Genomic DNA, 26,456 nt, shown 5'->3' on the forward strand with positions numbered 1-26,456 from the left:
CACTTCCTCGTTAATCTCCTTTCAGGCAGCTTGAATACTGATGCCCCAACTGGCTCAGGAATTGTGGGTAACTGTCTTTACCCAGTTTAATTCCGATTCCAAGTGGATCCAGGGTTCCCATGCGCACGGAGGTCCCCCTGGCAACAGCTTCGATAACCGCTGGCCTGAATTGTGGCTCAGCAAAAACGCAAGTCGCTTTTTGCTCAACCAACTGTGTTCTTATTTCGTGTAAACGCTGCGCACCAGGCTGGATTTCAGGGTTGACGGTAAAATGCCCCAATGAGGTCAAACCGTAATGTTTTTCGTAGTAGCCATAGGCGTCATGAAAAACGAAATATCCCTTACCTTTCACCGGCGCCAGCTCGTTACTCACCTGTTTGTCGGTTGCGGCTAATTTTGCCTCAAATTCCTTCAGGTTGGCGTCAAGTTTGGCTCGACTCTGCGGCATAAGTTCCAATAATTTATCGTGGATTGCAACCGCTGAGAGCCGCGCTATCTCTGGGGAGAGCCACAGATGCATATTGTAAATGCCGTGATGGTGATCGCCGTCACTTTTTTCGCCATTAGCATGTTCGTGACCATGTTCGTCATCGTCATCATCCGTCCCTTTGATGAGCAACGGTTTCACCCCATCCAACTGCGCGATAGTGACCTTTTTCTGCTCCGCAATGCTTTGCGTTGACTTGTCCATGAATGCTTCCATTTCTGGACCAATCCACACCACTAAGTCTGCGTTCTGTAAGCGTTTTACATCAGATGGGCGCAGGGAATAATCATGCTCGGAAGCACCGTCAGGTAGCAAAACCTGGGTATCCGTTACGCCATCGGCGATAGCGGAAGCGATAAAGCCAAGGGGTTTCATGGAAGCGACGACGGCAGCATGAGCCACCGGGGCATGAGCGAACAAAAAAGCGGCGCTAAGTCCAGCGCAAAGAAGCGTATTTTTATGTAACATAATGCGACTAATCATCGTAATGAGCGAAAGTGATGTGATATTATAACATTCAATCGCTAGTGCAACCCCTAATTTGACATGACGAATCTTGTAACGCTGGAAAAAGTCGCGGTCGTCTACGGCCAGCGGCGCGTGTTGTCTGACATTTCGCTAACGCTAAAACCAGGCAAAATTTTAACGCTTCTTGGCCCAAATGGCGCCGGGAAATCGACGCTGGTGCGCGTGGTGCTCGGCCTGGTGACGCCGACAGAAGGTGCTATCCAGCGCGAGAAAAATCTGCGTATCGGCTATGTGCCGCAAAAACTGCATCTTGATGCTACCATGCCGCTGACGGTCAGCCGCTTTATGCGCCTGCGTCCCGATACCCGCAAGCAGGATATTATGCCGGCGCTGCAGCGTGTGCAGGCCGGGCATCTAATCGATGCGCCAATGCAAAAGCTCTCCGGTGGCGAAACCCAGCGCGTTTTGCTGGCGCGCGCCCTGCTGAATCAACCACAACTTCTGGTGCTGGATGAACCGACCCAGGGCGTCGACGTCAATGGTCAGGTGGCATTGTATGATTTAATTAATCAACTGCGTCAGGAGCTGAACTGCGCGGTCTTAATGGTTTCCCACGATCTCCACCTGGTGATGGCCAAAACCGATGAAGTGCTGTGCCTGAATCAGCATATTTGCTGCTCCGGAACTCCGGAAGTGGTCTCGATGCATCCGGAATTTATCTCCATGTTCGGCCCGCGCGGCGCGGAACAGCTGGGCATTTATCGTCACCAACATAATCACCGCCACGACCTGCAGGGGCGGATTGTACTGCGTCGAGGAAATGGCCGCTGATGATTGAATTACTGTTACCCGGCTGGTTAGCCGGCATGATGCTCGCCTGCGCGGCAGGCCCCCTGGGTTCGTTCGTGGTCTGGCGGAGAATGTCCTACTTTGGCGATACGCTGGCGCATGCTTCGCTGCTTGGCGTGGCGTTTGGTCTATTGCTCAACGTTAATCCGTTTTATGCGGTTATCGTGGTCACGCTGCTGCTGGCAGGCGGGCTGGTATGGCTGGAGAAACGCCCGCACCTGGCGGTCGATACCCTACTCGGTATTATGGCGCACAGCGCGCTATCGCTCGGTCTGGTGGTGGTGAGCCTGATGTCAAACGTTCGCGTTGACCTGATGGCCTACCTGTTTGGCGATCTGTTAGCCGTCACGCCGGAGGATTTAATTTCCATCGCCATCGGCGTGGTGATCGTCATTGCGATTCTGCTCTGGCAGTGGCGCAACCTGCTGGCGATGACCATCAGCCCTGATTTAGCGTTTGTTGACGGCGTGAAGTTGCAGCGGGTTAAACTGTTGCTGATGCTGGTGACGGCATTGACTATCGGCGTGGCAATGAAATTCGTCGGCGCGCTGATCATCACTTCGCTGTTGATAATCCCGGCCGCTACCGCCCGCCGCTTTGCCCGCACGCCGGAACAGATGGCCGCAGTAGCCGTTGGCGTGGGTATGCTGGCGGTAACCGGGGGATTAACCTTCTCGGCGTTCTACGATACCCCTGCAGGCCCTTCGGTTGTGCTGTGCGCAGCGGCGCTGTTTGTTCTGAGTATGACGAAGAAAGCGGCGAGTTGATTGAGAGGCTACCCGGTAGCGGAAAGCTACCGGGTTTCATCAGGGCATTTCCGGCGGGGTAATACCGAAGTGATTCCAGGCGCGCACCGTCGCCATTCGGCCACGCGGCGTGCGCTGCAGGAACCCCTGCTGAATTAAGTACGGCTCCAGCACGTCTTCAATGGTTTCGCGCTCCTCGCCGATAGCCGCCGCGAGATTATCGAGGCCGACCGGCCCACCGAAGAATTTGTCGATTACCGCCAATAGCAGCTTGCGATCCATATAATCAAACCCTTCGGCATCCACGTTGAGCATATCCAGCGCCTGAGCGGCGATCTCAGCGGAGATAGTGCCATCGTGACGGACTTCGGCGAAGTCGCGCACCCGGCGCAGCAGGCGGTTGGCGATACGCGGCGTACCGCGCGCGCGACGGGCGACTTCCAGCGCCCCTTCTTCGCTCATCTCCAGCCCCATATGACGGGCGCTGCGGCCAACAATGTGCTGCAGGTCCGGCACCTGATAAAACTCGAGGCGCTGTACGATACCAAAGCGGTCGCGCAGCGGCGAAGTCAATGAACCAGCGCGGGTGGTCGCGCCAATCAGGGTAAACGGCGGCAGATCGATTTTAATCGAGCGTGCGGCCGGGCCTTCGCCAATCATGATATCCAGCTGGTAATCTTCCATCGCCGGATACAGTACCTCTTCCACTACTGGCGAAAGGCGGTGGATCTCATCAATAAACAGGACATCATGCGGCTCAAGGTTGGTCAGCATTGCCGCCAGGTCTCCGGCCTTTTCCAACACCGGGCCGGAGGTGGTGCGCAGATTCACGCCCATTTCGTTGGCGACGATATTGGCAAGCGTGGTTTTCCCCAAACCCGGCGGGCCAAAAATCAGCAGGTGATCGAGCGCATCGCCGCGCAGTTTCGCCGCCTGGATAAAGATCTCCATCTGCGAACGCACCTGCGGCTGGCCGACGTACTCTGCGAGCAATTTGGGGCGGATAGCGCGGTCAGCGGCCTCTTCGAAACCAATGCTGTCGCCTGATACCAGCCGATCTGCTTCAATCATCCCTTACCTCACAACGCCGCGCGCAGCGCTTCGCGGATTAGCGTTTCACTATTAGCGTCCGGACGGGCGATTTTGCTCACCATCCGGCTGGCCTCTTGTGGTTTATAGCCCAGCGCCACCAGCGCGGCAACCGCTTCTTGCTCCGCGTCGTCGGCAGTTGGGCCGGCAGGCGTCGTCAGCACCAGATCGGCGGCCGGAGTAAACAGGTCGCCATGCAGGCCTTTAAAGCGGTCTTTCATTTCGACAATTAAACGCTCAGCGGTTTTCTTGCCAATACCCGGCAGTTTCACCAGCGAGGCGACTTCTTCACGCTCAACGGCATTCACGAACTGCTGCGCCGACATGCCGGAAAGGATAGCCAGCGCCAGCTTCGGCCCGACGCCGTTGGTTTTGATAAGCTCTTTAAACAGGGTGCGTTCCTGCTTGTTGTTAAAGCCGTAGAGCAGCTGCGCGTCTTCGCGTACCACAAAATGGGTGAAGACGATGGCTTCCTGCCCGGCTTCCGGTAGCTCGTAGAAGCAGGTCATCGGCATATGGACTTCATAACCTACGCCCCCGGTTTCCAGTAATACCAGCGGGGGTTGCTTTTCGAGAATGATGCCTCTGAGTCTGCCTATCACGTAGCGCTCCTGAATAAAGGGCCGAAAGTTTAATGCGTTATCATAAAAAAAGGCTGGATGAATATCCAGCCTGATTTGTGATTATCGTAACCGCCCTCGCGCCAGATTGAGCCGGGTCTCGCTAATCTGAGCCAGGTTCTGACTGAGGTGGCAATGGGTGATGGCGATGGCCAATGCATCCGCCGCATCCGCCTGCGGATTTGCCGGAAGTTTCAGCAAAGTACGCACCATATGCTGTACCTGGCTCTTTTCCGCGCTACCGATGCCGACGACGGTTTGCTTAACCTGGCGGGCAGCGTACTCAAAGACCGGCAGGTCCTGGTTCGTCGCCGCGACAATCGCCACCCCGCGTGCCTGCCCAAGTTTCAACGCCGAATCGGCATTTTTCGCCATAAAGACCTGCTCGATAGCGAAATAGTCAGGCTGGAACTGGGTAATAATTTCGGTGACGCCGGCGTAAATCAGCTTCAGCCGCGACGGCAGATCGTCTACTTTGGTGCGGATGCATCCGCTGCCAAGATAGCTCAACTGCCGCCCGACCTGGCGAATCACGCCATAACCGGTCACGCGTGACCCCGGGTCAATGCCGAGAATAATGGCCATCACGCGCCTCCAGTATTAACTCACCCGCGATACCGGCTACCGGCATCACAGCGTTGCGGCAACCTCATCGGAGATTTCGCCGTTATGATACACTTCCTGCACGTCGTCGCAGTCTTCCAGCATATCAATAAGACGCAGCAGCTTCGGCGCGGTTTCCGCATCCATATCCGCTTTAGTCGACGGGATCATTGAGACTTCAGCAGCGTCAGCTTTCAGGCCTGCAGCTTCCAGCGCATCACGTACCGCGCCCATCTCTTCCCAGGCGGTGTAAACGTCAATGGCGCCGTCGTCATAGGTAACTACGTCTTCAGCACCCGCTTCCAGCGCAGCTTCCATGATGGTGTCTTCGTCGCCTTTCTCGAAGGAGATCACGCCTTTTTTGCTGAACAGATAGGCCACGGAGCCGTCGGTTCCGAGGTTACCACCAGTTTTGGTAAAGGCGTGGCGCACTTCGGCGACGGTACGGTTACGGTTGTCACTCAGACATTCAACCATTACCGCAGTGCCGCCCGGGCCGTAACCTTCATAAATGATGGTTTCCATGTTCGCGTCTTCATCACCGCCGACGCCGCGCGCGATAGCGCGGTTCAGGGTGTCGCGAGTCATGTTGTTGGACAGCGCTTTATCTACCGCCGCGCGCAGACGCGGGTTGGATGCCGGATCGCCGCCGCCCAGACGCGCAGCGGTGACCAGCTCGCGGATGATTTTAGTAAAGATCTTACCGCGCTTGGCATCTTGCGCCGCTTTGCGGTGTTTGGTGTTGGCCCATTTACTATGACCTGCCATAAAAAACTCTCCAAAAAAGCCGTCTTTCCGCGACAAACGCCGCGGGAAGTTACCCGGCGTTAATTACAAATTCTTCAATCGCCTGCCGGTTGCTCCACGATTTAGTTAGCGCGGCGGCATCCGACGCGCTAACCCAGCGGTAATCCAGATGTTCAGTGAAAACAATCTGGCGCTCATGGGGCAGCGCAAGACGGAACCAGAATTCCGTATTGCGCTCGACGCCCGGCGCATAGCGATGACGTAAGTGAGAAAATATCTCGAACTCCACCGTACGCTGACAGTCAATTAAGGCCAGTTGCTCGCGAGCAACGTCAATGGCGACCTCTTCCTTTACTTCGCGCGCGGCGGCCTGCAACGCGGTTTCCCCCTCTTCCAGGCTGCCGGTAACCGACTGCCAGAAAGCGGGATCGTCGCGTCGCTGCAACATCAGCACCCGCTTCGTATCTTCGGCGTAAATCACCACCAGAACGGAGACGGGCAGCTTGAATGACATCTTAGTTGTTCTCCGGAGACTCTTTTGCCTCTTTCGCCACAACCTGAATCCCCAGTTCGCCTAACGCGGCAGGATTCGCGAAGCTCGGCGCTTCGGTCATCAGGCACGCGGCAGCCGTGGTTTTCGGGAAGGCGATAACGTCACGGATGTTATCGGTACCGGTCAGCAGCATGGTCAGGCGATCGAGGCCAAACGCCAGGCCGGCGTGCGGCGGCGTACCGTATTTCAGCGCATCCAGCAGGAAGCCGAATTTTTCACGCTGTTCTTGTTCGTTAATGCCCAGAATACCAAACACGGTTTGCTGCATTTCACCGCTGTGGATACGCACCGAACCACCACCGACTTCGTAGCCATTGATGACCATGTCGTAGGCGTTAGCCACAGCGTCTTCCGGCGCGGCTTTCAGCTCAGCGGCGGTCATATCTTTCGGCGAGGTGAACGGGTGGTGCATCGCAGTCAGGCCGCCTTCGCCGTCGTCTTCGAACATCGGGAAGTCGATAACCCACAGCGGCGCCCATTTGGTCTCGTCGGTGAGATTCAGGTCTTTGCCCAGCTTCAGACGCAGCGCGCCGAGGGCATCGGCAACCACTTTCTTGTTGTCAGCGCCGAAGAAGATCATGTCGCCGTCCTGCGCACCGGTGCGCTCAAGGATAGCTTCAACGATTTCGGCGTTGAGGAATTTCGCCACCGGGCTATTGATGCCTTCAAGGCCCTTCGCACGCTCGGTCACTTTAATATAGGCCAACCCTTTCGCACCGTAGATCTGCACGAATTTGCCGTATTCATCAATCTGTTTACGGGTCAGCGCCGCGCCGCCCGGCACGCGTAAGGCAGCAACGCGGCCTTTGGCGTCGTTAGCCGGGCCGGAGAAGACGGCGAATTCTACCGCTTTCACCAGATCGGCTACGTCTACCAGCTCCATCGGGTTACGCAGGTCCGGCTTATCGGAACCGTAACGACGCTCTGCTTCAGCAAAGGTCATCACCGGGAATTGACCGAGGTCTACGCCCTTCACGTCCTGCCACAGCTTGCGTACCAGATCTTCCATCACTTCACGCACCTGCGGCGCGGTCATGAACGAGGTTTCAACATCAATCTGGGTAAATTCAGGCTGACGGTCGGCACGCAGGTCTTCGTCGCGGAAGCATTTGACTATCTGATAGTAACGATCGAAGCCGGACATCATCAGGAGCTGTTTGAACAGCTGCGGAGACTGCGGTAGCGCGTAGAATTTACCTTTGTGTACGCGCGACGGCACCAGATAGTCACGCGCGCCTTCCGGCGTGGCTTTGGTCAGCATCGGGGTTTCGATATCGAGGAACCCGTGATCGTCCATGAAGCGGCGCACGAAGCTGGTGATTTTTGCGCGGGTTTTCAGGCGCTGAGCCATTTCCGGACGACGCAGGTCCAGGTAGCGGTATTTCAGGCGCGCTTCTTCGGTGTTGACGTGGTTGGAGTCCAGCGGCAGCGCTTCCGCGCGGTTGATGATGGTCAGGTCAGACGCCAGCACTTCGATTTCGCCGGTGGCCATCTCGCGGTTAACGTTGCGCTCTTCACGCGCACGCACGGTACCGGTGATTTGGATGCAGAACTCATTACGCAGTTCGGAAGCCAGTTTTAATGCATCCGCACGATCCGGATCGAAAAACACCTGCACGATGCCTTCACGGTCGCGCATATCGATGAAGATAAGGCTACCGAGATCACGACGACGGTTGACCCAACCACACAGGGTCACTTGCTGCCCCACGTGGGACTGACGTAGCTGTCCGCAATATTCTGTACGCATGAGATATCCCTTAACTTAGCCGCAGGCGGATGTTGCCTGCCATGCAGGCGACGAGGTCGCAGCTTTGCTGAATGTCACTACTGAATGAAAAAAGGCGGCTATTATACTGGAAATTCTGTCTGACGATAAGCCCGACGCAGTTTGTACGCTGCTTTGCTGCGCGCTTATTGCTTGTGCTCACATAAATTAACAAAATTTGTTACCCTTGAGCTGAATTAGCAACGGTATTGTAGCGGCCTGACAACAGAACAAGATACGGGGATACCATGTTAGAACTCAATGCGAAAAAAACCGCGCTGGTCGTTATTGACCTGCAAGAAGGCATTTTACCCTTTGCCGGCGGCCCGCACCGCGCCGACGAGGTGGTGGCGCGCGCGGCAAAGCTGGCTGAAAAATGTCGTCAACAGGATTCGCCCGTCATCATGGTTCGCGTCGGCTGGTCCGCCGATTTCGCTGAAGCGTTAAAACAGCCGGTGGATGCCCAGGCTGGCGCCGCGAAGTTGCCTGAAAACTGGTGGCTCTATCCGCCAACGCTTGGCAAACAAGATAGCGATATTGAAGTGACGAAACGCCAATGGGGCGCGTTCTACGGTACCGATCTTGAACTACAGCTTCGCCGCCGCGGTATCGACACCATTATTCTTTGCGGTATCTCCACCAATATCGGCGTGGAATCCACCGCCCGCAATGGCTGGGAACTCGGTTTTAATCTGGTCATTGCCGAGGATGCGTGCAGCGCCGCTTCCGCCGAGCAGCACCAGGGCAGTATGACGCATATCTTCCCGCGCATCGCCCGCGTGCGCAGCACTAAGGACATTCTCGCCGCCTTATGATTTATATCGGGCTCCCGCAATGGTCGCACCCTAAATGGGTGCGCCTTGGCATCACCGGCCTTGAAGAGTATGCCCGCCATTTCAACTGCGTGGAGGGTAATACCACCCTGTATGCCTTACCAAAGGCCGAGATAGTCGATCGCTGGTATCAACAAACTCACGATGATTTTCGGTTCTGTTTCAAATTCCCGGCCACGATTTCGCATCAGGCGGCGCTGCGCGACTGCGACGATTTAAGCCACGAATTTTTTACCCGTCTGGCGCCGCTGGAATCGCGCATCGGCCAGTACTGGTTGCAGTTGCCCGCCACCTTCGGGCCACGAGACCTCCCTGCCCTGTGGCATTTTCTCGATACGCTACCGAAAAACTTCACTTACGGCGTTGAAGTTCGCCATCCCGAGTTTTTCGCCAAAGGCGATGCCGAACAGCAGCTTAATCGCGGGCTACACCAGCGCAACGCCAATCGAGTTATCCTCGATAGCCGCCCGGTGCATAGCGCCGTCGCGCGTAATCCGGCGATGATTGACGCGCAAAAAAAGAAACCCAAAGTTCCGGTTCACGCGGTCATGACCGCGGAGCAACCGATGGTGCGTTTTATCGGCAGCGATGATATGGCGCAGAATCGCGAATTATTTCGCGTCTGGCTACAGACGCTGCCAAAGTGGCATCAGTCAGCCACGCCATGGCTGTTTCTACATACCCCGGATATCGCCCAGGCGCCTGAACTGGTGGATACGCTATGGGAAGATTTACGTGCGGTGCTGCCGGGCGTCGGCGCCGCGCCGTCAATTCCGCAGCAATCCTCGCTTTTCTGATATCCTGCTATGATAGTCGGAGCCACCTGACATAATTAAAGGGAGTTTTGGGTATGGTCAGCGCGCTGTATGCGGTTTTGGGTGCGTTATTGTTAATCAAGTTTTCCTTCGACGTGGTACGTCTGCGCATGCAGTATCGCGTCGGCTATGGCGACGGTGGTTTTAGCGAACTACAGGTCGCTATTCGCGTTCATGGCAATGCGGTGGAATACGTCCCCATTGGGCTTATCTTGCTGCTGTTCATGGAAATGAACGGCGCGCTAACCTGGATGGTGCACGTTTGCGGTATTTTGCTGATTGCCGGACGCCTGATGCACTCCTATGGTTTCCATCATCGCCTGTTCCGCTGGCGGCGTTCCGGAATGAGCGCTACCTGGTGCTCGCTGTTGCTGATGGTGCTGGCTAACCTGTGGTATATGCCCTGGGAGTTGGTTTTCTCCCTGCGTTAGCGCACAATACGCCGTTTTCGTTTTTTCGGGTTTAACGTTATGTCTCACCGCGATACGCTTTTTTCCGCGCCGATTGCCAGTCTCGGCGACTGGACCTTTGATGAACGGGTAGCCGAAGTCTTCCCGGATATGATCCAGCGCTCCGTTCCTGGTTACTCCAATATTATTTCAATGATCGGCATGCTGGCTGAGCGTTTTGTTCAGCCAAATACACAGGTTTACGATCTCGGCTGCTCGCTCGGCGCCGCGACGCTTTCCGTGCGTCGCAATATCGCGCATCCGGGATGCAAAATTATCGCCATTGATAACTCCCCGGCGATGGTAGAACGCTGCCGTCGTCATATTGATGCCTATAAAGCGCCAACGCCGGTTGAGGTTATTGAGGGCGATATTCGCCATATCGCCATTGAAAATGCTTCGATGGTCGTCTTGAACTTCACTATTCAGTTCCTCGAACCAAGCGAACGTCAGGCGATCCTTGATAAAGTCTATCAGGGGCTAAATCCTGGCGGCGCGCTGGTGCTTTCCGAAAAATTTAGCTTCGAAGACGCCAACGTCGGCGAACTGCTGTTCAACATGCACCATGACTTCAAGCGCGCCAATGGCTATAGCGAACTGGAAATCAGCCAGAAACGCAGCATGCTGGAAAACGTGATGCTGACGGATTCGGTGGAAACCCACAAAGCGCGTCTGCGCCAGGCCGGGTTTGAACATGCCGAACTGTGGTTCCAATGTTTTAACTTTGGTTCGTTGGTGGCGGTTAAATCCGAGGAACGGGCATGATCGACTTCAGTAATTTTTATCAGTTGATCGCGAAAGGGCCGCTCTCCCACTGGCTGGAAACCTTGCCCGCTCAGGTCGCGGCCTGGCAACGCGAAGCGCTGCACGGCAAGTTTCGTGAATGGGAACGCGCCGTTGAGTTTCTGCCCGAACTGTCGCCCTGGCGTCTCGATCTATTGCATAGCGTCACGGCGGAAAGCGAAACGCCACTCAGCGAAGGCCACCAGCTGCGAATTGAAAATCTGCTGCGAAACCTGATGCCGTGGCGTAAAGGCCCTTATTCGCTGTATGGCATTAATATCGATACCGAATGGCGTTCCGACCTGAAATGGGAACGCGTGCTGCCTCATCTTTCCGATCTCACCGGTCGTACTATCCTTGATGTCGGCTGCGGCAGTGGTTATCACATGTGGCGAATGATCGGCGCCGGCGCGCATCTGGCGGTCGGTATCGACCCAACCCAGCTGTTCTTATGCCAGTTTGAAGCAGTGCGTAAACTCATCGGCAACGATCAGCGCGCGCACCTGCTGCCGCTCGGCATCGAACAACTGCCGGCGCTGGAAGCTTTTGATACCGTCTTTTCGATGGGCGTGCTGTATCACCGCCGTTCCCCGCTGGATCATCTGTGGCAGCTCAAAGATCAGCTAGCCCCCGGCGGCGAGCTGGTACTGGAGACGCTGGTCGTTGAAGGCGATGAAAATACGGTGCTGGTGCCCGGTGACCGCTACGCGCAAATGCGTAACGTTTATTTCATTCCTTCCGCAGCCGCGCTGAAACAGTGGCTGGAGAAGTGCGGATTCATCGATGTGCGCATTGTTGACACCTGTGTGACCACCAGCGAAGAGCAGCGCCGCACCGAATGGATGACGACGGAATCACTCGCCGATTTCCTCGATCCGCGTGACAGCAGCAAAACGCTGGAAGGTTACCCCGCGCCGCTGCGTGCGGTGATCGTCGCCACTAAACCAGAAACGCAGCAGTCGCTGGCCAAAAAAGCGGCCGCGGCCAGGGCGTAATTCACCTCAGCCGACCACTGGTGGCGCTCGCGGGATAAAAAAAGGCCCCTGTTGAAATTGCAGGGGCCTGGTACGGGCAATCATCATATTGGGCGACATGATGTGCAGCAAAAAACGGTCATCTTCGCGGGTTAACCCCGCGCGGCAGAAATAATCTGTTTCATTTCCGCCACCGCCTCGCCGTTAACGGCATAGCGGCAATATTCGTCGGCATCTGCGTCGGTGGACATCGATAACCCCGGATTACGAAAGCGCATCGGCGATGGCAACCACTGCCCCGCGGAACTATGTACCTCTTTGAGGCCTGCCTGCAGAAATTGTTGGAGATTGGCAGCCCGCACTCCCGCTCCGGCCATAATGATTGGAGTATCACCCAGGGCAATTAGTTCCATAATTTTTGCAAGACCTTGTTCCGCCGTTGGCCGTTGACCGGAAGTGAGGATGCGCGCAACGCCCAGTTCAGCAAGCGAATGCCAGGCCTGACGCGGGTCGGCGCACATATCAAAGGCACGATGGAAGGTCACCGCCAGCGAACCCGCCGCCGCCATAATTTTTTGCATGCGGGCGATATCCACCTGGCCGTCAGCATCGAGCACACCAATCACCAGACCCGCAAAACCCAGATCTCTGACCGTCGCCACATCATCCAGCATGGCGGCAAACTCGCCGTCGGTGTAACAAAAATCGCCGCCGCGCGGGCGAATAATCGGATGAACCGGAATCGAGATCTTGTTTCGCACCGAACGCAGCACGCCCAGCGACGGCGTTAATCCGCCCTCCTGCGGCGCGGCGCACAGTTCAATGCGATCGGCGCCGCAACGCTGCGCCTCCAGCGCGCACTCCATGCTATAGCAGCAGACTTCCAGCAACATCGTTCCCTTCTCCATTTTCATTACGGGCAACACAGCATGTCACGATTTATCCTCACAGACGCCGCGCCGCTTCACACTGTTAAGTATCGGATCGCTCGCTGGCAACGATTTGCTCGATCGACCAGGGATGGAATTTAATGGTCACTTTGCCATCCGTGACCGCCAGCGTCGGGTTCGGCAAACGTTCACGCTCCCCTTTCGGCGCACTGGTTTTCACAAAAATCCCCGGCTGGCTGAGTCCATCATCAGAAAGTAGCGCCAGGGCGCGGGCATTGAGGGTTTCCGGGTCACCCGGCAGAACGATTTCGATATGCTCCCAGCCTTCGTGCGGGTAACGTTTTTCACCCGGCCAGGGCAACTCCACAACCGTAAAGCGCCAGTGGGCGACACAAATGGGTTCGGCAAGCTTAAATAAGCAAATGGGGCGGCCATTAATGATATTTTCCGATAGCAACGTGCCGCAACGCTCCAGCCCCTGCCGCCAGCGCTCCGCCGTCGTATTTTGATGACAACGCAGCGAAATATGATCGGCGTCCAGCGGTGTCATATCCAGCCCCAGACGAACCGCCAGCGCCAGTATGGCATCGCTAAAACGCGGTAAATCCGCCGAAATATCATTCAGTTCATCAATTTGCTGCCAGTTTGCCATCTTGCGCCTCGGTGATCGCTAAAAAGGCTAATTTATCCTGTTTCGCCGCCCCGACCAACCGCCAATCCGCGCGCCGGGATGACGGATGGTTATTCATTAAGCGTGCTGATTTTCAACTTGCGCGCGGTGCTGACGGCTGGGCGCAAATGCAGTATACTCCCGCCTTAATTTGTCCATGTTCCGGCGCCGCCCCACAGGGGTTCTCGCGCCTTAAAAGTAAGGTATTCCGGTGAATATTCAGGCTCTTCTCTCAGAAAAAGTCAGCCAGGCCCTGATCGCGGCAGGCGCGCCTGCCGATTGCGAACCTCAGGTCCGCCAGTCAGCAAAAGTTCAGTTCGGCGACTATCAGGCCAATGGCGTGATGGCGGTGGCCAAAAAACTGGGCATGGCGCCGCGACAACTTGCAGAGCAGGTACTGTCTCATCTCGATCTGAACGGCATTGCCAATAAAGTCGAAATCGCCGGACCGGGCTTTATCAATATTTTCCTCGATCCAGCCTTCCTGGCGGACAACGTCAATCTCGCGCTGCAGTCCGAGCGCCTGGGCGTGGCGAAACCACAGCCGCAGACTATCGTTGTTGACTACTCCGCGCCGAACGTGGCGAAAGAGATGCACGTCGGCCATCTGCGTTCAACCATCATCGGCGATGCCTCGGTACGTACTCTGGAATTCCTCGGCCATCGCGTTATCCGCGCCAACCACGTCGGTGACTGGGGTACCCAGTTCGGGATGCTCATCGCTTATCTGGAAAAGCAGCAGCAGGAAAACGCCGGCGAAATGGCGCTGGCCGACCTCGAAGGTTTCTACCGCGAAGCGAAAAAGCACTATGACGAAGACGAAGCCTTCGCCGAGCGCGCGCGTAGCTATGTGGTTAAGCTGCAGGGCGGCGACGAGTACTTCCTGCAGATGTGGCGCAAACTGGTCGACATCACCATGTCGCAAAACCAGATCACCTACGATCGCCTGAATGTCACTCTGACCCGCGATAATGTGATGGGTGAAAGCCTGTACAACCCGATGCTGCCGGGGATCGTTGCCGATCTGAAAGCAAAAGGCATGGCCGTCGAGAGCGAAGGCGCGACCGTGGTCTTCCTTGATGAATACAAAAACAAAGAAGGCGAACCGATGGGCGTCATCATCCAGAAAAAGGATGGCGGCTACCTCTACACCACTACCGATATCGCCTGCGCAAAATACCGTTATGAAACGCTGCATGCCGACCGCGTGCTCTACTACATCGACTCTCGTCAGCATCAGCACCTGATGCAGGCATGGACTATTGTCCGTAAAGCCGGCTATGTACCGGAGTCCGTACCGCTGGAACACCACATGTTCGGCATGATGCTCGGTAAAGATGGTAAACCGTTTAAAACCCGCGCCGGCGGTACCGTTAAACTGGCCGATCTGCTGGACGAAGCGCTGGAGCGCGCACGCCGTCTGGTCGCCGAGAAGAATCCGGATATGCCGGCCGATGAGCTGGAAAAACTGGCCAATGCGGTGGGTATCGGCGCGGTGAAATATGCCGATCTGTCGAAAAACCGCACTACCGATTACATTTTTGACTGGGACAACATGCTGGCGTTCGAAGGTAATACCGCGCCTTACATGCAGTATGCCTATACCCGTGTGCTGTCGGTGTTCCGTAAAGCCGGTATCGACGAAAGCGCGCTGGCTGCCGCGCCGGTAGTTATTAGTGAAGATCGTGAAGCGCAGTTGGCTGCCCGCCTGCTGCAGTTCGAAGAAACGCTGGCCGTCGTCGCCCGTGAAGGTACTCCGCACGTAATGTGCGCCTACCTGTACGATCTGGCCGGTCTGTTCTCTGGTTTCTACGAACACTGCCCGATCCTCAGCGCCGAAAGCGAAGAGGCCCGTAATAGCCGCCTGAAACTGGCGCTGCTGACGGCGAAGACGCTGAAGCTGGGTCTTGATACTCTGGGTATTGAGACCGTAGAGCGGATGTAAAAACAAACCCGGTGAAAGCCGGGTTTGTTTTATTCGTCGCCCCGGTCCGCACAGCGCGGCCGGGGAATCAATGCCGCTATCAGAAATATTTGCGCAGATACTCCGTCAGACAAAGAATCGCCATCGCCTGGCCGTACGGCATCGAGGTGAGCGGAATTTGCCGGTAAAAATCGAGATCGGAGCCCATTCCGGTACCAAACGAGGTTTGCAGCAGTTCCCCCTCTGGTGAAATATTTCGCACAATCCCGCGTATCGCCTTTTCGGCAACCTCGGTGTACTCCGCCCCGACATAACGCTTGCGTATCGCTTTCAGGATGCCGTAAGCGAAGCCCGCCGTCGCTGACGCTTCAAGATAGGAATGCGGATCGTCGAGCAGGGTATGCCAAAGCCCGCTCTCATCCTGACATTTCGCTAACGCGGCAATTTGCGCATTCAGCACCTGTAGCAGATAGCGGCGTAACGCACTGCCCTCTGGCAAATCCACCAGCTCAAGGAAGTCCGGGATCACGATGGTGAGCCAGCTGTTACCTCGCGCCCAGCGCGCACGCGCAAAGTTGTGCCGACCGTCGTAATTCCAGCCGTGGAACCACAGGCCAGTCTCTTTATCCATCAGGTTCTGTACGTGCAGCAAAAACTGATAGGTTGCTTCTTCAATGTACTGCGGACGATTTAGTAATTTACCGATTTTGGCTAGCGGCAGCACCGTCATCATCAGCGTGTCATCCCACATCTGCTGATGGTTCTCTTCCGCCAGGGTAATGTGCTGCATGCCCCCCTGCTCGGTGCGCGGCATCTCATGCATCGCCCACTCGGCCCAGCTATCGAGCCATGGTAGATACTCCTGACGCCCGGTCTCTTCATAGCGATAAGCCAGCGTCAGAAACGGCGCCATGGTATTGACGTTTTTGGTGGTAGCCCCTTCGGCGAAGCGGTCGGCGAACCAGCCGTCAATGATATCGCGCATCGCGATATCGCCGGTTTGTTGATAATACTGGTAGATGCCGTACAGCCCAACGCCGTGGGTCCATTCCCAACCGGCCCAGCCTTTGGTATCGATGACCCGCCCGTCGTCCAGCCGAAGTAAAAACTGCCCGCTTTCATCCTTAATATTCACCAGGTTTTGCGTCACATTACGGATCAATGCCTGAAGCTCACTGCGAGCGATAAAGCGCTCAGGCTGACGCAATAATGGGCTATGTTTGACCGGCCAAACTTTCATGTTCTTAACCTCTGGTATATGTCGAATTCAAAGTGCCGCCCTGATTCAGCGCCGGGGCGGCAGGTTTATTGCGATTCAGGTAGCCAATGTTGTTATTACCCCACAGGCAGTCGTAAGGCATTCCCGCCAGCATCTCAACTACCGCGCGGTTTTCCGCCGTCGCCTGCTCGGGCTGTGCGTAACCGATATCACGCATCACCAGCGTCTCGGCGCGGAGCACACTGTGCGTATGTAAATTGAGTTTAAAGCGCAGGGAGACCAGGAAGCCGCAGGCCAGCACCACTAAAGTACCGACGCTAAGGATCAACAGAATGGTGTGACTAACGCCTTCCGGCTGAATTTTTTGCCCGGAAACAAAGCCCGATAGTTGCATGATGATACCAACCAGCATCACCGCCCCCGCCTGCGATGCTTTGCGGGTCAGCGTCATAATACCGGCGAAAATGCCCTCCCGACGCTGGCCGGTAATGACTTCGTCGACGTCGGCAATATAGGTGTAGGTATTCCACGGCACGTAATTAATGCCGCCGCGCCCCAGGCCCGCGATCGCGGAAATGAGCAGTAATAATGAATAGACGTCGCTCAGCCCCGCGTAATAGAGCACGGCATAAGAGAGAGAGCTCAAACCAAACAACACCACTACCATGCGGTATGAAGGCGCCGGGCCAAAGCGGATGCAGAGCGGGATCATGGCGATAACCGCGATGAACTGGAAGATAGCCATCGTGCCGAGCAGGTTAGAGGCGACAGAGGCGTCCTGCATCAGCACAAAGACCACGTAATAGGTAAACACGGCGTTGAACACGTCCTGCGCGATATAGCCGCCCAGATACATACCAAGATGCTGGCGGAAGATTTTAATGCGCAGCGTAGAGCTGAGTTCAATAAACAGGCGATTAAGACTCTGCGCGAGGGTTAAGTTGCGCTTTTCTTCTTCCGCGCGTAGCGCCGCTTCAGACCACGCTTCCCGCGGGCGTTCCCAGGTGAAAAACCAGACGAAGGTCAGCATTAGCGCGCACAGCACCGAAAAGACCAGGCTTGCGTAAAAAAATGAGCTGGCGTTATCTTTACCTAGTTGGGTGAGCAGGATCCCCGGTAAAAACGAGGCTAAAATCGCCGACATTTGCGCCATGGAAATACGCGCGCCGGAAAATTTGGTTTTCTGTTTGAAATCATCGGTCATCTCCGGCACCAGCGTCTCGTAAGGCACCAGAATCATGGTATAGACAATATCAAACAGCAGATAAGTTGCGAGGTAGTACCAGAATCCCATATCGCCTACCCACATCATTGAGTAGCTAAAAACGCAGGGAATCCCGAGCAAAATAAAAAATTTGCGTCTGCCGAACCGCTTACCCAGCCAGGTAGAGCCAAAGTTATCGGTTAAGAAGCCCATCAGCGGGCTGACGACCGCGTCGAGCACGCGCGCGGTGGCGAAAATGAGCGTCGCCTCAATGGGCGATAGCCCGCAGAAGGTGGTGTAAAAATAGAGTAGCCATGCTGCGGTTAGCGCGGTGGTTCCCGCGCCGAGAAAATCGCCGGAACCATAGGCGAGATAATTAGCCAAACCGATTTTTCGTGTTTTCATCGCCGTAAATCCTGTCTCTTTTTTATTAGATAACTTCGGTCTTACCACGGGCTATACCGAAGTTTTGCGGATACATGGCTACAGTAAGATCATGAAAACCGGCTTACCTTTGCATTTTTGCCAGTACCAATCATTCAGTGGCAAAAAAACAAAGGGCCGGGCAACATGCGTCACCGATTTATAAAACAGCGTTTCTTTTAAAGCAAAAGAGGGAATCATTTTTGCGAGTCAGCTGCCAGAATCTGATACCACACGTTCGCAGAAAGGCGTTTTCAACCGCGCGAATACCCCTTGTGGAAAAATGGAATTAGGAGTAAAGAAAGTAGAAAGGTCCCGTTGCGTATCTCAAGGAGGCTAGATGCCCTACTCTCATCTGTTAGTCGCCGTCGCCCCAACGCCGGAAAGCCGCATGTTGGTCAATAAAGCGGTGTCTATAGCACGTCCGTTCAATGCGCAGGTCAGCCTGATCACGCTGGCGACAGATCCGGAGATGTATAATCAGTTCGCCGCGCCGATGATGGAGAATTTGCGTGAGATTATGCAGGAGGAGACACGTAGCTTTCTTAATGAACTCGCCGCCCAGGCGGAGTATCCCATCAGCAAAATGACTATCGCCAGCGGCGAGCTTTGTCATCACGTGAAGGATTTTTGTCGTCAGCATCACGTCGACCTGGTGATCTGCGGCAACCATAACCAGAGCCTGTTTTCCCGCGCGACCTGTTCAGCGAAGAATATCGTCGGCAGCAGCGGCGTTGATGTGCTGTTGGTTTCCCTGGAATAAGCTGATGCCGAAGCATCAGCCGTTTTGACTACGCGGAGGGAGTAACTACGGTTGGCTGCTGGCAGCTATCTTCATGCGACTTTACCCGCTTTAGATCGGCAACAAACTGCGCCTGCCAGTTATCAATATCATTACTCTCGATCGCCTTGAGCATTTTGCCATGGCGAATAATTCGCTCGGCAAGCGGCATCGTAAGTGCGCGATCCAGCGCCGCCGCCACTTCATCGCGATCGTAGGGGTTGACGATGAGCGCGGAAGTCAGTTCATTAGCCGCGCCAGCGAACTGCGATAACACCAGCACCCCTGGGTTTGCGGGATCCTGTGCGGCGACAAACTCCTTGGCTACGAGGTTCATGCCGTCGCGCAGCGGCGTGACAAGCCCCACGTCGGAATAACGAAATACCTTCATGAGCAGTTTGCGATCGAAATGCTGATTCAGATAATACAGCGGCGTCCACCCCAGTTGACCATAGTGGCCGTTGATTCGTCCGGCGGCCGTTTCCAGCTGATGGCGGATATCCTGATACGCCTGAACATCACCCCGCGAAGTGGGCGCTATCTGGGTATAGCGAATTTTCCCACGATGCTGCGGGTAGTTTTCCAATAGCGCCTCGTAAGCCTGAAAACGCTCCGGCAACCCCTTGGAGTAATCCAGCCGCTCAACGGAAAAAATATTCTTAACGCCTTTTAGTTCAGCTTTCAATTGAGCCAACTTCGGCGGCAACGGCCCGCTGGCGCTGTGCGCGACCTCCTGAGGCTCAATGCTTATCGGATAGACGGCAGTACGGAACGTCTTGCCCCAGGCGCGGTATTGCTGATGCCCCACTTCACATAAGGTGGTTTGCTGGGCGACGCAATCAACAAATGCCTGTCGGTCATTTTCGGTCTGAAAGCCGAGCAAATCATAATCACAAAGCTGTTCAAGAAGCTCCGCATGTGGAGGTAAAGCGTTGAATATTTCTGGCGTCGGGAACGGAATATGCAGGAAAAAGCCGATGCGGTTCTTCACACCGTTTTTGCGTAATTCGCTGGCAAATGGCAACAGATGATAATCATGAACCCAAATCATATCGTCGTCGGCTAGCAGCGGCAGCAGCTTTTGCGCCACGGCAGCGTTAACGCGTAAATAGCCATCCCAGGCCGGACGCTGAAAATTGACTAAGTCGAGACGATAGTGAAAAGCGGGCCATAGCACCGCATTGGAAAATTGATTGTAGTAGAGTTCGTGGTCTTCTTCGCTCAGGTTGAATGAGGCCCAGGAAATATCCCCCTTACTCACCTTCTTCAACGGCTGGTTATCATCGCCGATTTCCCCACTCCAACCAAACCACGTGCCGCCGCTCGCCTTCAGCGCACCTAAAATGCCCACCGCCAGGCCGCCTGCGCTGGCCTTTTTATCATTCGGCGTTGCAATACGGTTAGATACTACGACTAAACGACCCATGGTCATCCCTCCCGTTAGTGAATACATCCAGGCATTGCGTATTGTCGACGACATGACGTAACCACTGATGTACGGCGGCAACATTTGCCAGCCGCCAGCGCGCCTGTGTGTCGCCTTGTCCAACTTTTATCGATATTCCGCCTAATTGATTAACCATAGTAAAACCCGCCTCATCAGTCAGGTCATCGCCGATAAATACCGGCGTTCGTCCCGCAAAAGGCGCTTCCCGCATAAACGCGGCAATCGCTTCACCTTTGTTAATGCCACGTGGCTTGATCTCTACGACACACTTCCCTTGCTGAATGGCCAGAATCGGATAACGCTGTACGATTTCCTGCGCCAATGCCAGGATGGCGCTCTGGTGTTGTGGCGCCTGGCGATAGTGCAGCGCAAAAGCGATGCCTTTATCTTCCAGTTCACTGCCAGGCAACGTCTGGAGCGCCGACGTTAATGCTTCGCCGACTTCACGGCTGAGCGCCGGCGGTAGTGATACGTCATGTCTTTTTCCATTGATATCGCGGCGTTCAGCCCCGTGGACGCCGGCAAGCGGTAATCGCCAGTGACGGGTAAGTGCATCGAGCTCTGCGAGTGAGCGCCCTGAAATCAATGCCACAGCGTCATGTTGCTGCTGTGCCAGTAATCGCAACATCTGAAGGACGTCTTCGGGGATAACAACCTGATCGGGATGAGGTTTGATATCGGCAAGCGTGCCGTCAAGATCCAGAAAAAAAGCGTGGTTTCCGGTTAGCTCAGGCGGTACAGATATCTGGTCAGCCACCCTGTGTTCCTCCTTATCATGGCCAGCGTTATGCTGGTTGTTAACTAATTGTTAGCCATGTAAGTATAGACAGTGTGACCAGCCTCGCCATTTTTGATAGTCACCGCCAGCGCAGCGGGCGCCGGCGGGACATTAGGAGTAGACTTAAAAGTTGCGCGCAATTAATGCGAACGTTTCGCTTTTTGCTTGTAACGGTCGAAGATAACCGCTGCCAGCAATATTACCCCGCGGACCACATATTGCGAGAATGGCGAGATGTTCAGCAGGTTCATCGCATTCTCCACGGTACCCAGGATCAGGATCCCGGCCACCACATAAGAGATCTTACCGATCCCGCCTTTTAGCGAGACGCCGCCCAGGACACAGGCCGAGATCACAATCAGTTCATAACCAATTGAGGTCATAGGCTGCCCGCTGGTCATGCGCGAAGCCAGGATAATCCCCGCCGCCGCCGATACCAGACCTGAAAGAACGAAGATGATGATCTTGGTACGAACAACCGGCACCCCTGCCAGGCGCGCCGCCTCTTCATTGCCCCCTATGGCCAGCGTGTTGCGGCCAAAGGTGGTTTTATTCAGTAGCAGCCCAAAGACGATCAGGCAGGCAACCGTCAGCCAGATAGGCGCCGGCAGACCAAGCCAGTTGGCATAACCCAGGGTGAAGAAACGTTCATCCTCAATGCCAACCGCTTTACCATCGGAAATAATATAGGCCAGCCCGCGGACGATTTGCATGGTAGCCAGAGTTGTGATTAGCGCGTTGATTTTCAAACGCGCAATAACAAAACCATTCACCAGCCCGCTGACCGCCCCCAATAGTAATCCGGCGGCAATACCAATCCACAGACTTTCGGTGAGATTAATAACGACTGCCGTCGTCACACCGGCACAGGCAATGACCGAAGCGACTGACAGATCGAAATCCCCGGAGGCCAGGCAGAACAACATACCGCAGGCAACCATTCCCGACATGGAAATCGCCAGCCCCAGCCCTTTCATATTGACGAAAGAGGCAAAGTTAGGAACAAAGATCACGCAGCCGATGAACAACACGGCGAAGACCACCAGCATACCAAACTGATCCCAGATTCGGCCGAAGCTGAAAGAGGATCGTGCGGCGCTGGGCGTAGTTACAGATGACATCATTCACTCCTTAATCAGGCTACGGCCTGGCTGACTTTAGGCATCGCAAGGCTCAGCGCCTGCTGTTCATTCGCGTCTTCATGCAGCAATTCACCGGCCACTTCACCTTCGCGCATGACGACGATTCGGTCAGCGACGCCGAGCACCTCTGGCAGGTCGCTGGAGGCAAAAACGACCGCCACGCCAGAAGCCGCCAGCGCATAGATAACGTTGTAGATTTCATGCTTTGCGCCAACATCGATGCCGCGGGTCGGTTCATCAAGCAGGATGACCTTCATCTCTTCCGACAACCAGCGACCAAGAATAGCCTTCTGCTGATTACCACCGGAGAGATTCATAATTAACTGTTCAGCTCCTGGGGTTTTGATATTGAGCGATTTGATATGCTGTTCGGCATTACTCGCTTCCCAGGCGTTGTTAATCAGGCAGCCGGCATGAATATGCTTACGTCGCGCGCTGATATTGATGTTGTCGCGCACCGAATGTACCGGAATGATGCCCTCAGCTTTGCGATCCTCCGGACACAGCATCATTCCCGCCTGAATCGCCTGCGCGGGTTTGCGAATGTTTATCGCCTGACCGTCGATATAGACCTGACCGCCGGTAATTCTGCTGCCGCCAAACAGCCCTTTCATTAATTCACTGCGTCCGGCCCCGACCAGACCGAACAAGCCGACGATTTCGCCGCTGCGTACCGATAAACTGATCGGCATTCTGACGCCTGGCGCTTTAACCTGATCCAGTCGTAACCGCTCGCTGCCATATTCACGCGCTTTCCAGCCGTAGATATCGCCAAGATTACGCCCTACCATCGCTTGCACGAGGGCATCGTGATCCACCAGCCGCATGTCATCGAAGGTGCGCACGTAGCGGCCATCTTTAAACACGGTAATGGCATCGCTGAGGGCGAAAATTTCCTCCATACGGTGCGAGACGTAAATAATCACCCGCCCTTCTTCACGCAGTTCGCGGATGACGCGAAACAAATTGTCGATTTCGCGTGCAGAGAGTGAGCTGGTAGGTTCATCGAAAGCGATGATCTTCGCGTTACGCGCCAGCGCCTTGGCGATCTCTACCATCTGCCACTGGCCGATCGACAAATACTTCAGCGGCGTTTCCGGGTCGATATCCAGCCCCAGATGCTCCAGCTGCAGCCGCGCTTCATAGTTCAGCAATGACCGGTTCACAATGCCGCCTTTATGCGGCAACTGGCCCAGATAGATATTCTCCGCCACGGTCATTTCCGGGATCAGATGAAGTTCCTGATAAATAATCGCTACGCCAGCATTCAGCGCAGCGGTAGTATTCGTGAATGCCATTTGCTGGCTATCAATTTGCAAATGCCCGGCGGTTGGAATGTAATTACCGCTGAGAATTTTTAAGAGAGTGGACTTCCCGGCGCCGTTTTCACCCATCAGCGCATGGATCTGCCCGCGATAGCAGTCAAAGCTAATGTCAGACAGTGCTTTAACGCCCGGGAACGTCATGGTGATACCGCGAAATGAGAGATAAGGGGTAGATTGTTGCATAACGACTCCGCTCAACTACGCATAACCTCCCGCCAGCGCGGGAGGCAGAATGAACCCGGCCTTACAGCCCTTTCTTAGCCAACTCTTGCTTGAAGTTGTCGCGGGTAATCAGCACCACGTCCGTCACGGCGGTAAATTTCGGCGGCTCGGTACCTTTGGTCACCCAGTTGTAGAGCATCTCACTAGTTTTATAGCCATGGATATCCGGGCTTGGCAGCAGAGATCCATAGAACCCTGTCGGCTGGGCTTTCGAAAGCTCGTTCACCGCGTCGACGCCGTTAATACCGATGCCGATAACGTCCGGCGCTTTAAAGCCCTGGCCTTCAGTTGCCCGTACGCCGCCCAGCACGGTGTTATCGTTCATACCAACAATTAACCAGTGTTTCACCTGCGGATGCTGAACCAGCATGGAGTTGCCAGCATCGAAGGCCCCTGGGATATCATTGGATTTGGTTGGCACGCGATAGATCTGTTTTTCCGGGAACCCCGCTGCTTTCAGTGCGTCAATCGAGCCGGTGGTGCGGCGGCGGGCAGTATCCAGTTCATCGGCGGTAATCGCCATCACGCCGGTATCTTTCACGTCCCAGCCGCGTTTTTGCATCTCTTTATACAATTCCTGCCCCTGACGAGCGCCGATTTCGCTGGCGGCCATCATAACCAGCGGCACGCTCTCCATCGGCTTACCTTTGGCATTAACAAACTGATCGTCGACGGTGATAACTTTCATGTCATAGCCGCGAGCCTTGGCAACAATCGCCGCCCCCAGTTTTGGGTCCGGGGTGCAGATGACAAATCCCTTCGCGCCGCTGGCGGCGAGGCTGTCGATTGCATTAAGCGTTTTTTCACCATCTGGCACCGCGATTTTAATCACCTCAAAGCCCAAATCCTTGCCGGCTTTATCAGCAAATTTCCACTCGGTCTGGAACCAGGGCTCCTCTGGCTGCTTCACCAGGAAACCGAGCTTGAGGGTTTCAGCCATAGCTGATTGTGACATAACCGCCGCGAGACCAATGGCCGCCAGCGCTTTAGTAAATTTGTGCATGGTAAACTCCAGCTTTAATTCGCTTTTCTGTAGGGAAAAATCGGACTTAAATTTTTTATCAGTCTTAAAACAAGGCATTAGAAAAAACGCAATCAACATTGCCGTTGTTAAAATAGTTTTAACTGGAAATTATTTATCCATACGAGAGCGTCATCACACCGCAGAATTACAGTAATTGCGTACATAAATTCAGCAAAAAATGACATAAAAAAAACGCTAATTGTCAGACAATTAGCGTTATGTGTGGCACAATAGTCCATATCACCAGCAGACTTATCCTTGTGGGTTCGCTAACGCCATCCCGGGCTACTCTACCCTTCTATTCTCCGTCAGCTTATACGTTATTCTTCCACTTCTAACAAAAAATGATCTATCACAAGTTCATTATCATCTCGCTATTTCCGAATAATGAATAAGCTATGATCGATATATGAATTTACCGTTAAATCACCTTCATTAATACAAATTAACTAGCTCTACGAACTATTAAATATAACCGTTTAAATTCAATTCATTATGATTTAAAAACCACAAAAAAGACAATAAAAACAAGCAGTAAAACTGATGTTGTAACAAATCGTAAATAACGCATGTTGAGAGTTTTCTTATTCGACATCTAAGGGTATTCTTGATGTATCGGCAGATATAAATAAATAGTCACGTGCAAATGGAATGCACCGTTTTTATTTCCTGCCTATTGCGTTGCGCTTGCAAAACTCGCCTGTGAGGCGATGGTAGCGCGTCATACTTCCCATGCGGATAAATAAGGATATTGTTATGGCAGTTCCAGGAATGGTTCAGAAATTAAATACCCAGATTAATCTCGAGTTTCACGCATCAAATGTTTATCTACATTTAGGCGAATGGTGCGCGCAGCAGCGTCTCAACGGCACCGCCACCTTCTTGCGTACCCGAGCTCAATCAAGCGTGACGTTAATGATGCAGGTTTTTGACTATATGAAAAAGGCCGGCGCCTGGCCAATTGTCAAAGCCGATGAAAGCTATCCCCCGCAATGCACAACGCTTGAAGAAGTGTTTGCCAAAACCCTTGAAGAGTATCAGCAACGTAGCAGCATGCTGTCCGGTCTGGCGCAGGAAGCCAAAGCGCAGCGCGATGACACGACGTGGCGTTTTTTGACGCTGCTGGAGAAAGAGCAGCAGCAAGATGGGCTGTTACTACAAACCGTTCTTGAAGAAATACGGACTGCTGATAAAGCCGGGCTCGGTATGGAGCAAACGGACCGCCGACTTCTCAATCTCATCTCGCCTCAACAGCACTAATTGAATCTGGCCGTTTCAGACTGCAACGGCCAGGCAATCAACTTCTCAGAGATAATCTAGTGCGCTTCACCCTGCGGGGTAAACTTCAGCTCAATCAGCGCAATTGCTTTTTGCACTGCGCGCAGCGTCACCGGATCCGCCGAAGCAGGGTTACTCGCAAAATCAATCGCTTTTAACTGCGTCGCCATTTTTTCGCGCACCTCGACCGGGGCGATAACGTCAATCACATCGAGGATCTGTTTGATGACCAGCTGGCATGCGACGACATCGGATACCAACTCATCTTGTTCAGTGAAAGGTTGAGACATTTTTTACTCCTATTTTCAGGAGCGTAATAGTAACCTAAATCGCACCAGATAAAAA

27 protein-coding genes are annotated in these 26,456 nt (G+C 54.4%); 10 read left to right on the forward strand and 17 right to left on the reverse strand.

Features of this window, described 5'->3' with window-relative positions:
• Positions 1-10: 10 nt before the first annotated feature.
• Positions 11-955 (reverse strand): zinc ABC transporter substrate-binding protein ZnuA, encoded by a 945-nt coding sequence (gene znuA / locus ACSEMK_RS13740; RefSeq protein WP_087860665.1) that lies wholly within the window; start codon positions 953-955, stop codon positions 11-13.
• Positions 956-1,033: 78 nt separating this feature from the next.
• Between znuA and znuC the strand changes: the two genes are divergently transcribed.
• Positions 1,034-1,786 carry a zinc ABC transporter ATP-binding protein ZnuC gene (gene znuC / locus ACSEMK_RS13745; protein ID WP_430914550.1) on the forward strand — a complete coding sequence of 251 codons (753 nt, stop codon included), beginning with the start codon at positions 1,034-1,036 and terminating at the stop codon, positions 1,784-1,786.
• Positions 1,786-2,571 carry a zinc ABC transporter permease subunit ZnuB gene (gene znuB, locus ACSEMK_RS13750; RefSeq protein WP_047077751.1) on the forward strand — a complete coding sequence of 262 codons (786 nt, stop codon included), beginning with the start codon at positions 1,786-1,788 and terminating at the stop codon, positions 2,569-2,571. The genes znuC and znuB overlap by 1 nt, the downstream gene beginning before the upstream one ends.
• Positions 2,572-2,610: 39 nt before the next feature.
• Here znuB and ruvB read toward each other — a convergent pair whose 3' ends face one another.
• The 6 genes from ruvB to aspS form a co-directional block, all read right to left on the reverse strand.
• Entirely contained in the window at positions 2,611-3,621 is a 1,011-nt protein-coding gene (gene ruvB / locus ACSEMK_RS13755; RefSeq protein ID WP_015365990.1) for a Holliday junction branch migration DNA helicase RuvB, read from the reverse strand.
• An 8-nt stretch (positions 3,622-3,629) separates the two neighbouring features.
• Entirely contained in the window at positions 3,630-4,241 is a 612-nt protein-coding gene (gene ruvA, locus ACSEMK_RS13760; RefSeq protein ID WP_015365989.1) for a Holliday junction branch migration protein RuvA, read from the reverse strand.
• Between the two features lie 81 nt (positions 4,242-4,322).
• Positions 4,323-4,844 carry a crossover junction endodeoxyribonuclease RuvC gene (ruvC, locus tag ACSEMK_RS13765; protein WP_015365988.1) on the reverse strand — a complete coding sequence of 174 codons (522 nt, stop codon included), beginning with the start codon at positions 4,842-4,844 and terminating at the stop codon, positions 4,323-4,325.
• 45 nt (positions 4,845-4,889) lie between these two features.
• Positions 4,890-5,630: a YebC/PmpR family DNA-binding transcriptional regulator gene (locus tag ACSEMK_RS13770; protein ID WP_015365987.1), complete on the reverse strand. Its 741-nt coding sequence runs from the start codon at positions 5,628-5,630 to the stop codon at positions 4,890-4,892.
• Between the two features lie 49 nt (positions 5,631-5,679).
• Positions 5,680-6,123 (reverse strand): dihydroneopterin triphosphate diphosphatase, encoded by a 444-nt coding sequence (gene nudB, locus ACSEMK_RS13775; protein ID WP_015365986.1) that lies wholly within the window; start codon positions 6,121-6,123, stop codon positions 5,680-5,682.
• A gap of 1 nt (position 6,124) precedes the next feature.
• Positions 6,125-7,912 (reverse strand): aspartate--tRNA ligase, encoded by a 1,788-nt coding sequence (gene aspS / locus ACSEMK_RS13780; protein WP_020078458.1) that lies wholly within the window; start codon positions 7,910-7,912, stop codon positions 6,125-6,127.
• Between the two features lie 266 nt (positions 7,913-8,178).
• On the opposite strand from aspS, the gene ACSEMK_RS13785 reads away from it, so the two are divergent.
• From ACSEMK_RS13785 to cmoB, 5 genes are read left to right on the forward strand one after another with little or no spacing between them, the layout of a single operon-like run.
• Positions 8,179-8,745, forward strand: coding sequence for a hydrolase (locus ACSEMK_RS13785; RefSeq protein WP_430914551.1), 567 nt, complete (start codon positions 8,179-8,181; stop codon positions 8,743-8,745).
• Positions 8,742-9,560 (forward strand): DUF72 domain-containing protein, encoded by an 819-nt coding sequence (locus ACSEMK_RS13790; protein WP_126033858.1) that lies wholly within the window; start codon positions 8,742-8,744, stop codon positions 9,558-9,560. Before ACSEMK_RS13785 ends, ACSEMK_RS13790 begins: the two co-directional genes overlap by 4 nt.
• 53 nt (positions 9,561-9,613) lie before the next feature.
• Entirely contained in the window at positions 9,614-10,009 is a 396-nt protein-coding gene (locus tag ACSEMK_RS13795; RefSeq protein ID WP_015365982.1) for an MAPEG family protein, read from the forward strand.
• 39 nt (positions 10,010-10,048) lie between these two features.
• Positions 10,049-10,792, forward strand: coding sequence for a carboxy-S-adenosyl-L-methionine synthase CmoA (gene cmoA, locus ACSEMK_RS13800; RefSeq protein ID WP_015365981.1), 744 nt, complete (start codon positions 10,049-10,051; stop codon positions 10,790-10,792).
• Positions 10,789-11,805 (forward strand): tRNA 5-methoxyuridine(34)/uridine 5-oxyacetic acid(34) synthase CmoB, encoded by a 1,017-nt coding sequence (cmoB, locus tag ACSEMK_RS13805; protein ID WP_316424170.1) that lies wholly within the window; start codon positions 10,789-10,791, stop codon positions 11,803-11,805. The genes cmoA and cmoB overlap by 4 nt, the downstream gene beginning before the upstream one ends.
• 131 nt (positions 11,806-11,936) lie before the next feature.
• On the opposite strand, the gene cutC is transcribed toward cmoB, so the two are convergent.
• Both cutC and ACSEMK_RS13815 read right to left on the reverse strand, forming a co-directional pair.
• A complete protein-coding gene (gene cutC / locus ACSEMK_RS13810; protein WP_430914552.1) occupies positions 11,937-12,677 on the reverse strand; it encodes a copper homeostasis protein CutC in 741 nt (246 codons plus the stop codon).
• Positions 12,678-12,756: 79 nt separating this feature from the next.
• Positions 12,757-13,326 (reverse strand): VOC family protein, encoded by a 570-nt coding sequence (locus ACSEMK_RS13815; protein WP_430914553.1) that lies wholly within the window; start codon positions 13,324-13,326, stop codon positions 12,757-12,759.
• Between the two features lie 229 nt (positions 13,327-13,555).
• Between ACSEMK_RS13815 and argS the strand changes: the two genes are divergently transcribed.
• Positions 13,556-15,289 carry an arginine--tRNA ligase gene (gene argS / locus ACSEMK_RS13820; RefSeq protein WP_435336580.1) on the forward strand — a complete coding sequence of 578 codons (1,734 nt, stop codon included), beginning with the start codon at positions 13,556-13,558 and terminating at the stop codon, positions 15,287-15,289.
• A 79-nt stretch (positions 15,290-15,368) separates the two neighbouring features.
• Here argS and ACSEMK_RS13825 read toward each other — a convergent pair whose 3' ends face one another.
• Together ACSEMK_RS13825 and ACSEMK_RS13830 are read right to left on the reverse strand one after the other, a co-directional pair.
• Positions 15,369-16,508, reverse strand: coding sequence for a glycoside hydrolase family 88/105 protein (locus ACSEMK_RS13825; protein WP_213316867.1), 1,140 nt, complete (start codon positions 16,506-16,508; stop codon positions 15,369-15,371).
• Between the two features lie 4 nt (positions 16,509-16,512).
• A complete protein-coding gene (locus ACSEMK_RS13830; RefSeq protein WP_032714837.1) occupies positions 16,513-18,096 on the reverse strand; it encodes an MFS transporter in 1,584 nt (527 codons plus the stop codon).
• A 358-nt stretch (positions 18,097-18,454) separates the two neighbouring features.
• Here ACSEMK_RS13830 and uspC point away from each other — a divergent pair, with 358 nt between their 5' ends.
• Complete coding sequence (gene uspC / locus ACSEMK_RS13835) at positions 18,455-18,877, forward strand: universal stress protein UspC (RefSeq protein WP_113373562.1); 423 nt, start codon at positions 18,455-18,457, stop codon at positions 18,875-18,877.
• A 28-nt stretch (positions 18,878-18,905) separates the two neighbouring features.
• Here uspC and otsA read toward each other — a convergent pair whose 3' ends face one another.
• From otsA to ACSEMK_RS13860, 5 genes are all read right to left on the reverse strand, one after another.
• Positions 18,906-20,321 (reverse strand): alpha,alpha-trehalose-phosphate synthase, encoded by a 1,416-nt coding sequence (gene otsA / locus ACSEMK_RS13840; protein WP_430914554.1) that lies wholly within the window; start codon positions 20,319-20,321, stop codon positions 18,906-18,908.
• Entirely contained in the window at positions 20,296-21,099 is an 804-nt protein-coding gene (gene otsB, locus ACSEMK_RS13845) for a trehalose-phosphatase (RefSeq protein ID WP_113373560.1), read from the reverse strand. Before otsB ends, otsA begins: the two co-directional genes overlap by 26 nt.
• A 161-nt stretch (positions 21,100-21,260) precedes the next feature.
• Positions 21,261-22,241: an L-arabinose ABC transporter permease AraH gene (gene araH, locus ACSEMK_RS13850; RefSeq protein ID WP_045390289.1), complete on the reverse strand. Its 981-nt coding sequence runs from the start codon at positions 22,239-22,241 to the stop codon at positions 21,261-21,263.
• 14 nt (positions 22,242-22,255) lie between these two features.
• A complete protein-coding gene (gene araG, locus ACSEMK_RS13855; RefSeq protein ID WP_087860526.1) occupies positions 22,256-23,770 on the reverse strand; it encodes an L-arabinose ABC transporter ATP-binding protein AraG in 1,515 nt (504 codons plus the stop codon).
• 61 nt (positions 23,771-23,831) lie between these two features.
• Positions 23,832-24,812: an arabinose ABC transporter substrate-binding protein gene (locus tag ACSEMK_RS13860; RefSeq protein ID WP_087860664.1), complete on the reverse strand. Its 981-nt coding sequence runs from the start codon at positions 24,810-24,812 to the stop codon at positions 23,832-23,834.
• 777 nt (positions 24,813-25,589) lie between these two features.
• On the opposite strand from ACSEMK_RS13860, the gene ACSEMK_RS13865 reads away from it, so the two are divergent.
• Entirely contained in the window at positions 25,590-26,093 is a 504-nt protein-coding gene (locus ACSEMK_RS13865) for a non-heme ferritin-like protein (RefSeq protein ID WP_032711938.1), read from the forward strand.
• Between the two features lie 56 nt (positions 26,094-26,149).
• On the opposite strand, the gene ACSEMK_RS13870 is transcribed toward ACSEMK_RS13865, so the two are convergent.
• Positions 26,150-26,401: a DUF2766 family protein gene (locus tag ACSEMK_RS13870; RefSeq protein WP_015365964.1), complete on the reverse strand. Its 252-nt coding sequence runs from the start codon at positions 26,399-26,401 to the stop codon at positions 26,150-26,152.
• Positions 26,402-26,456: the final 55 nt, after the last annotated feature.

It is taken from the genome of Klebsiella sp. K-3, from assembly GCF_051207495.1.
Taxonomy (GTDB): Bacteria; Pseudomonadota; Gammaproteobacteria; order Enterobacterales; family Enterobacteriaceae; genus Klebsiella; species Klebsiella aerogenes.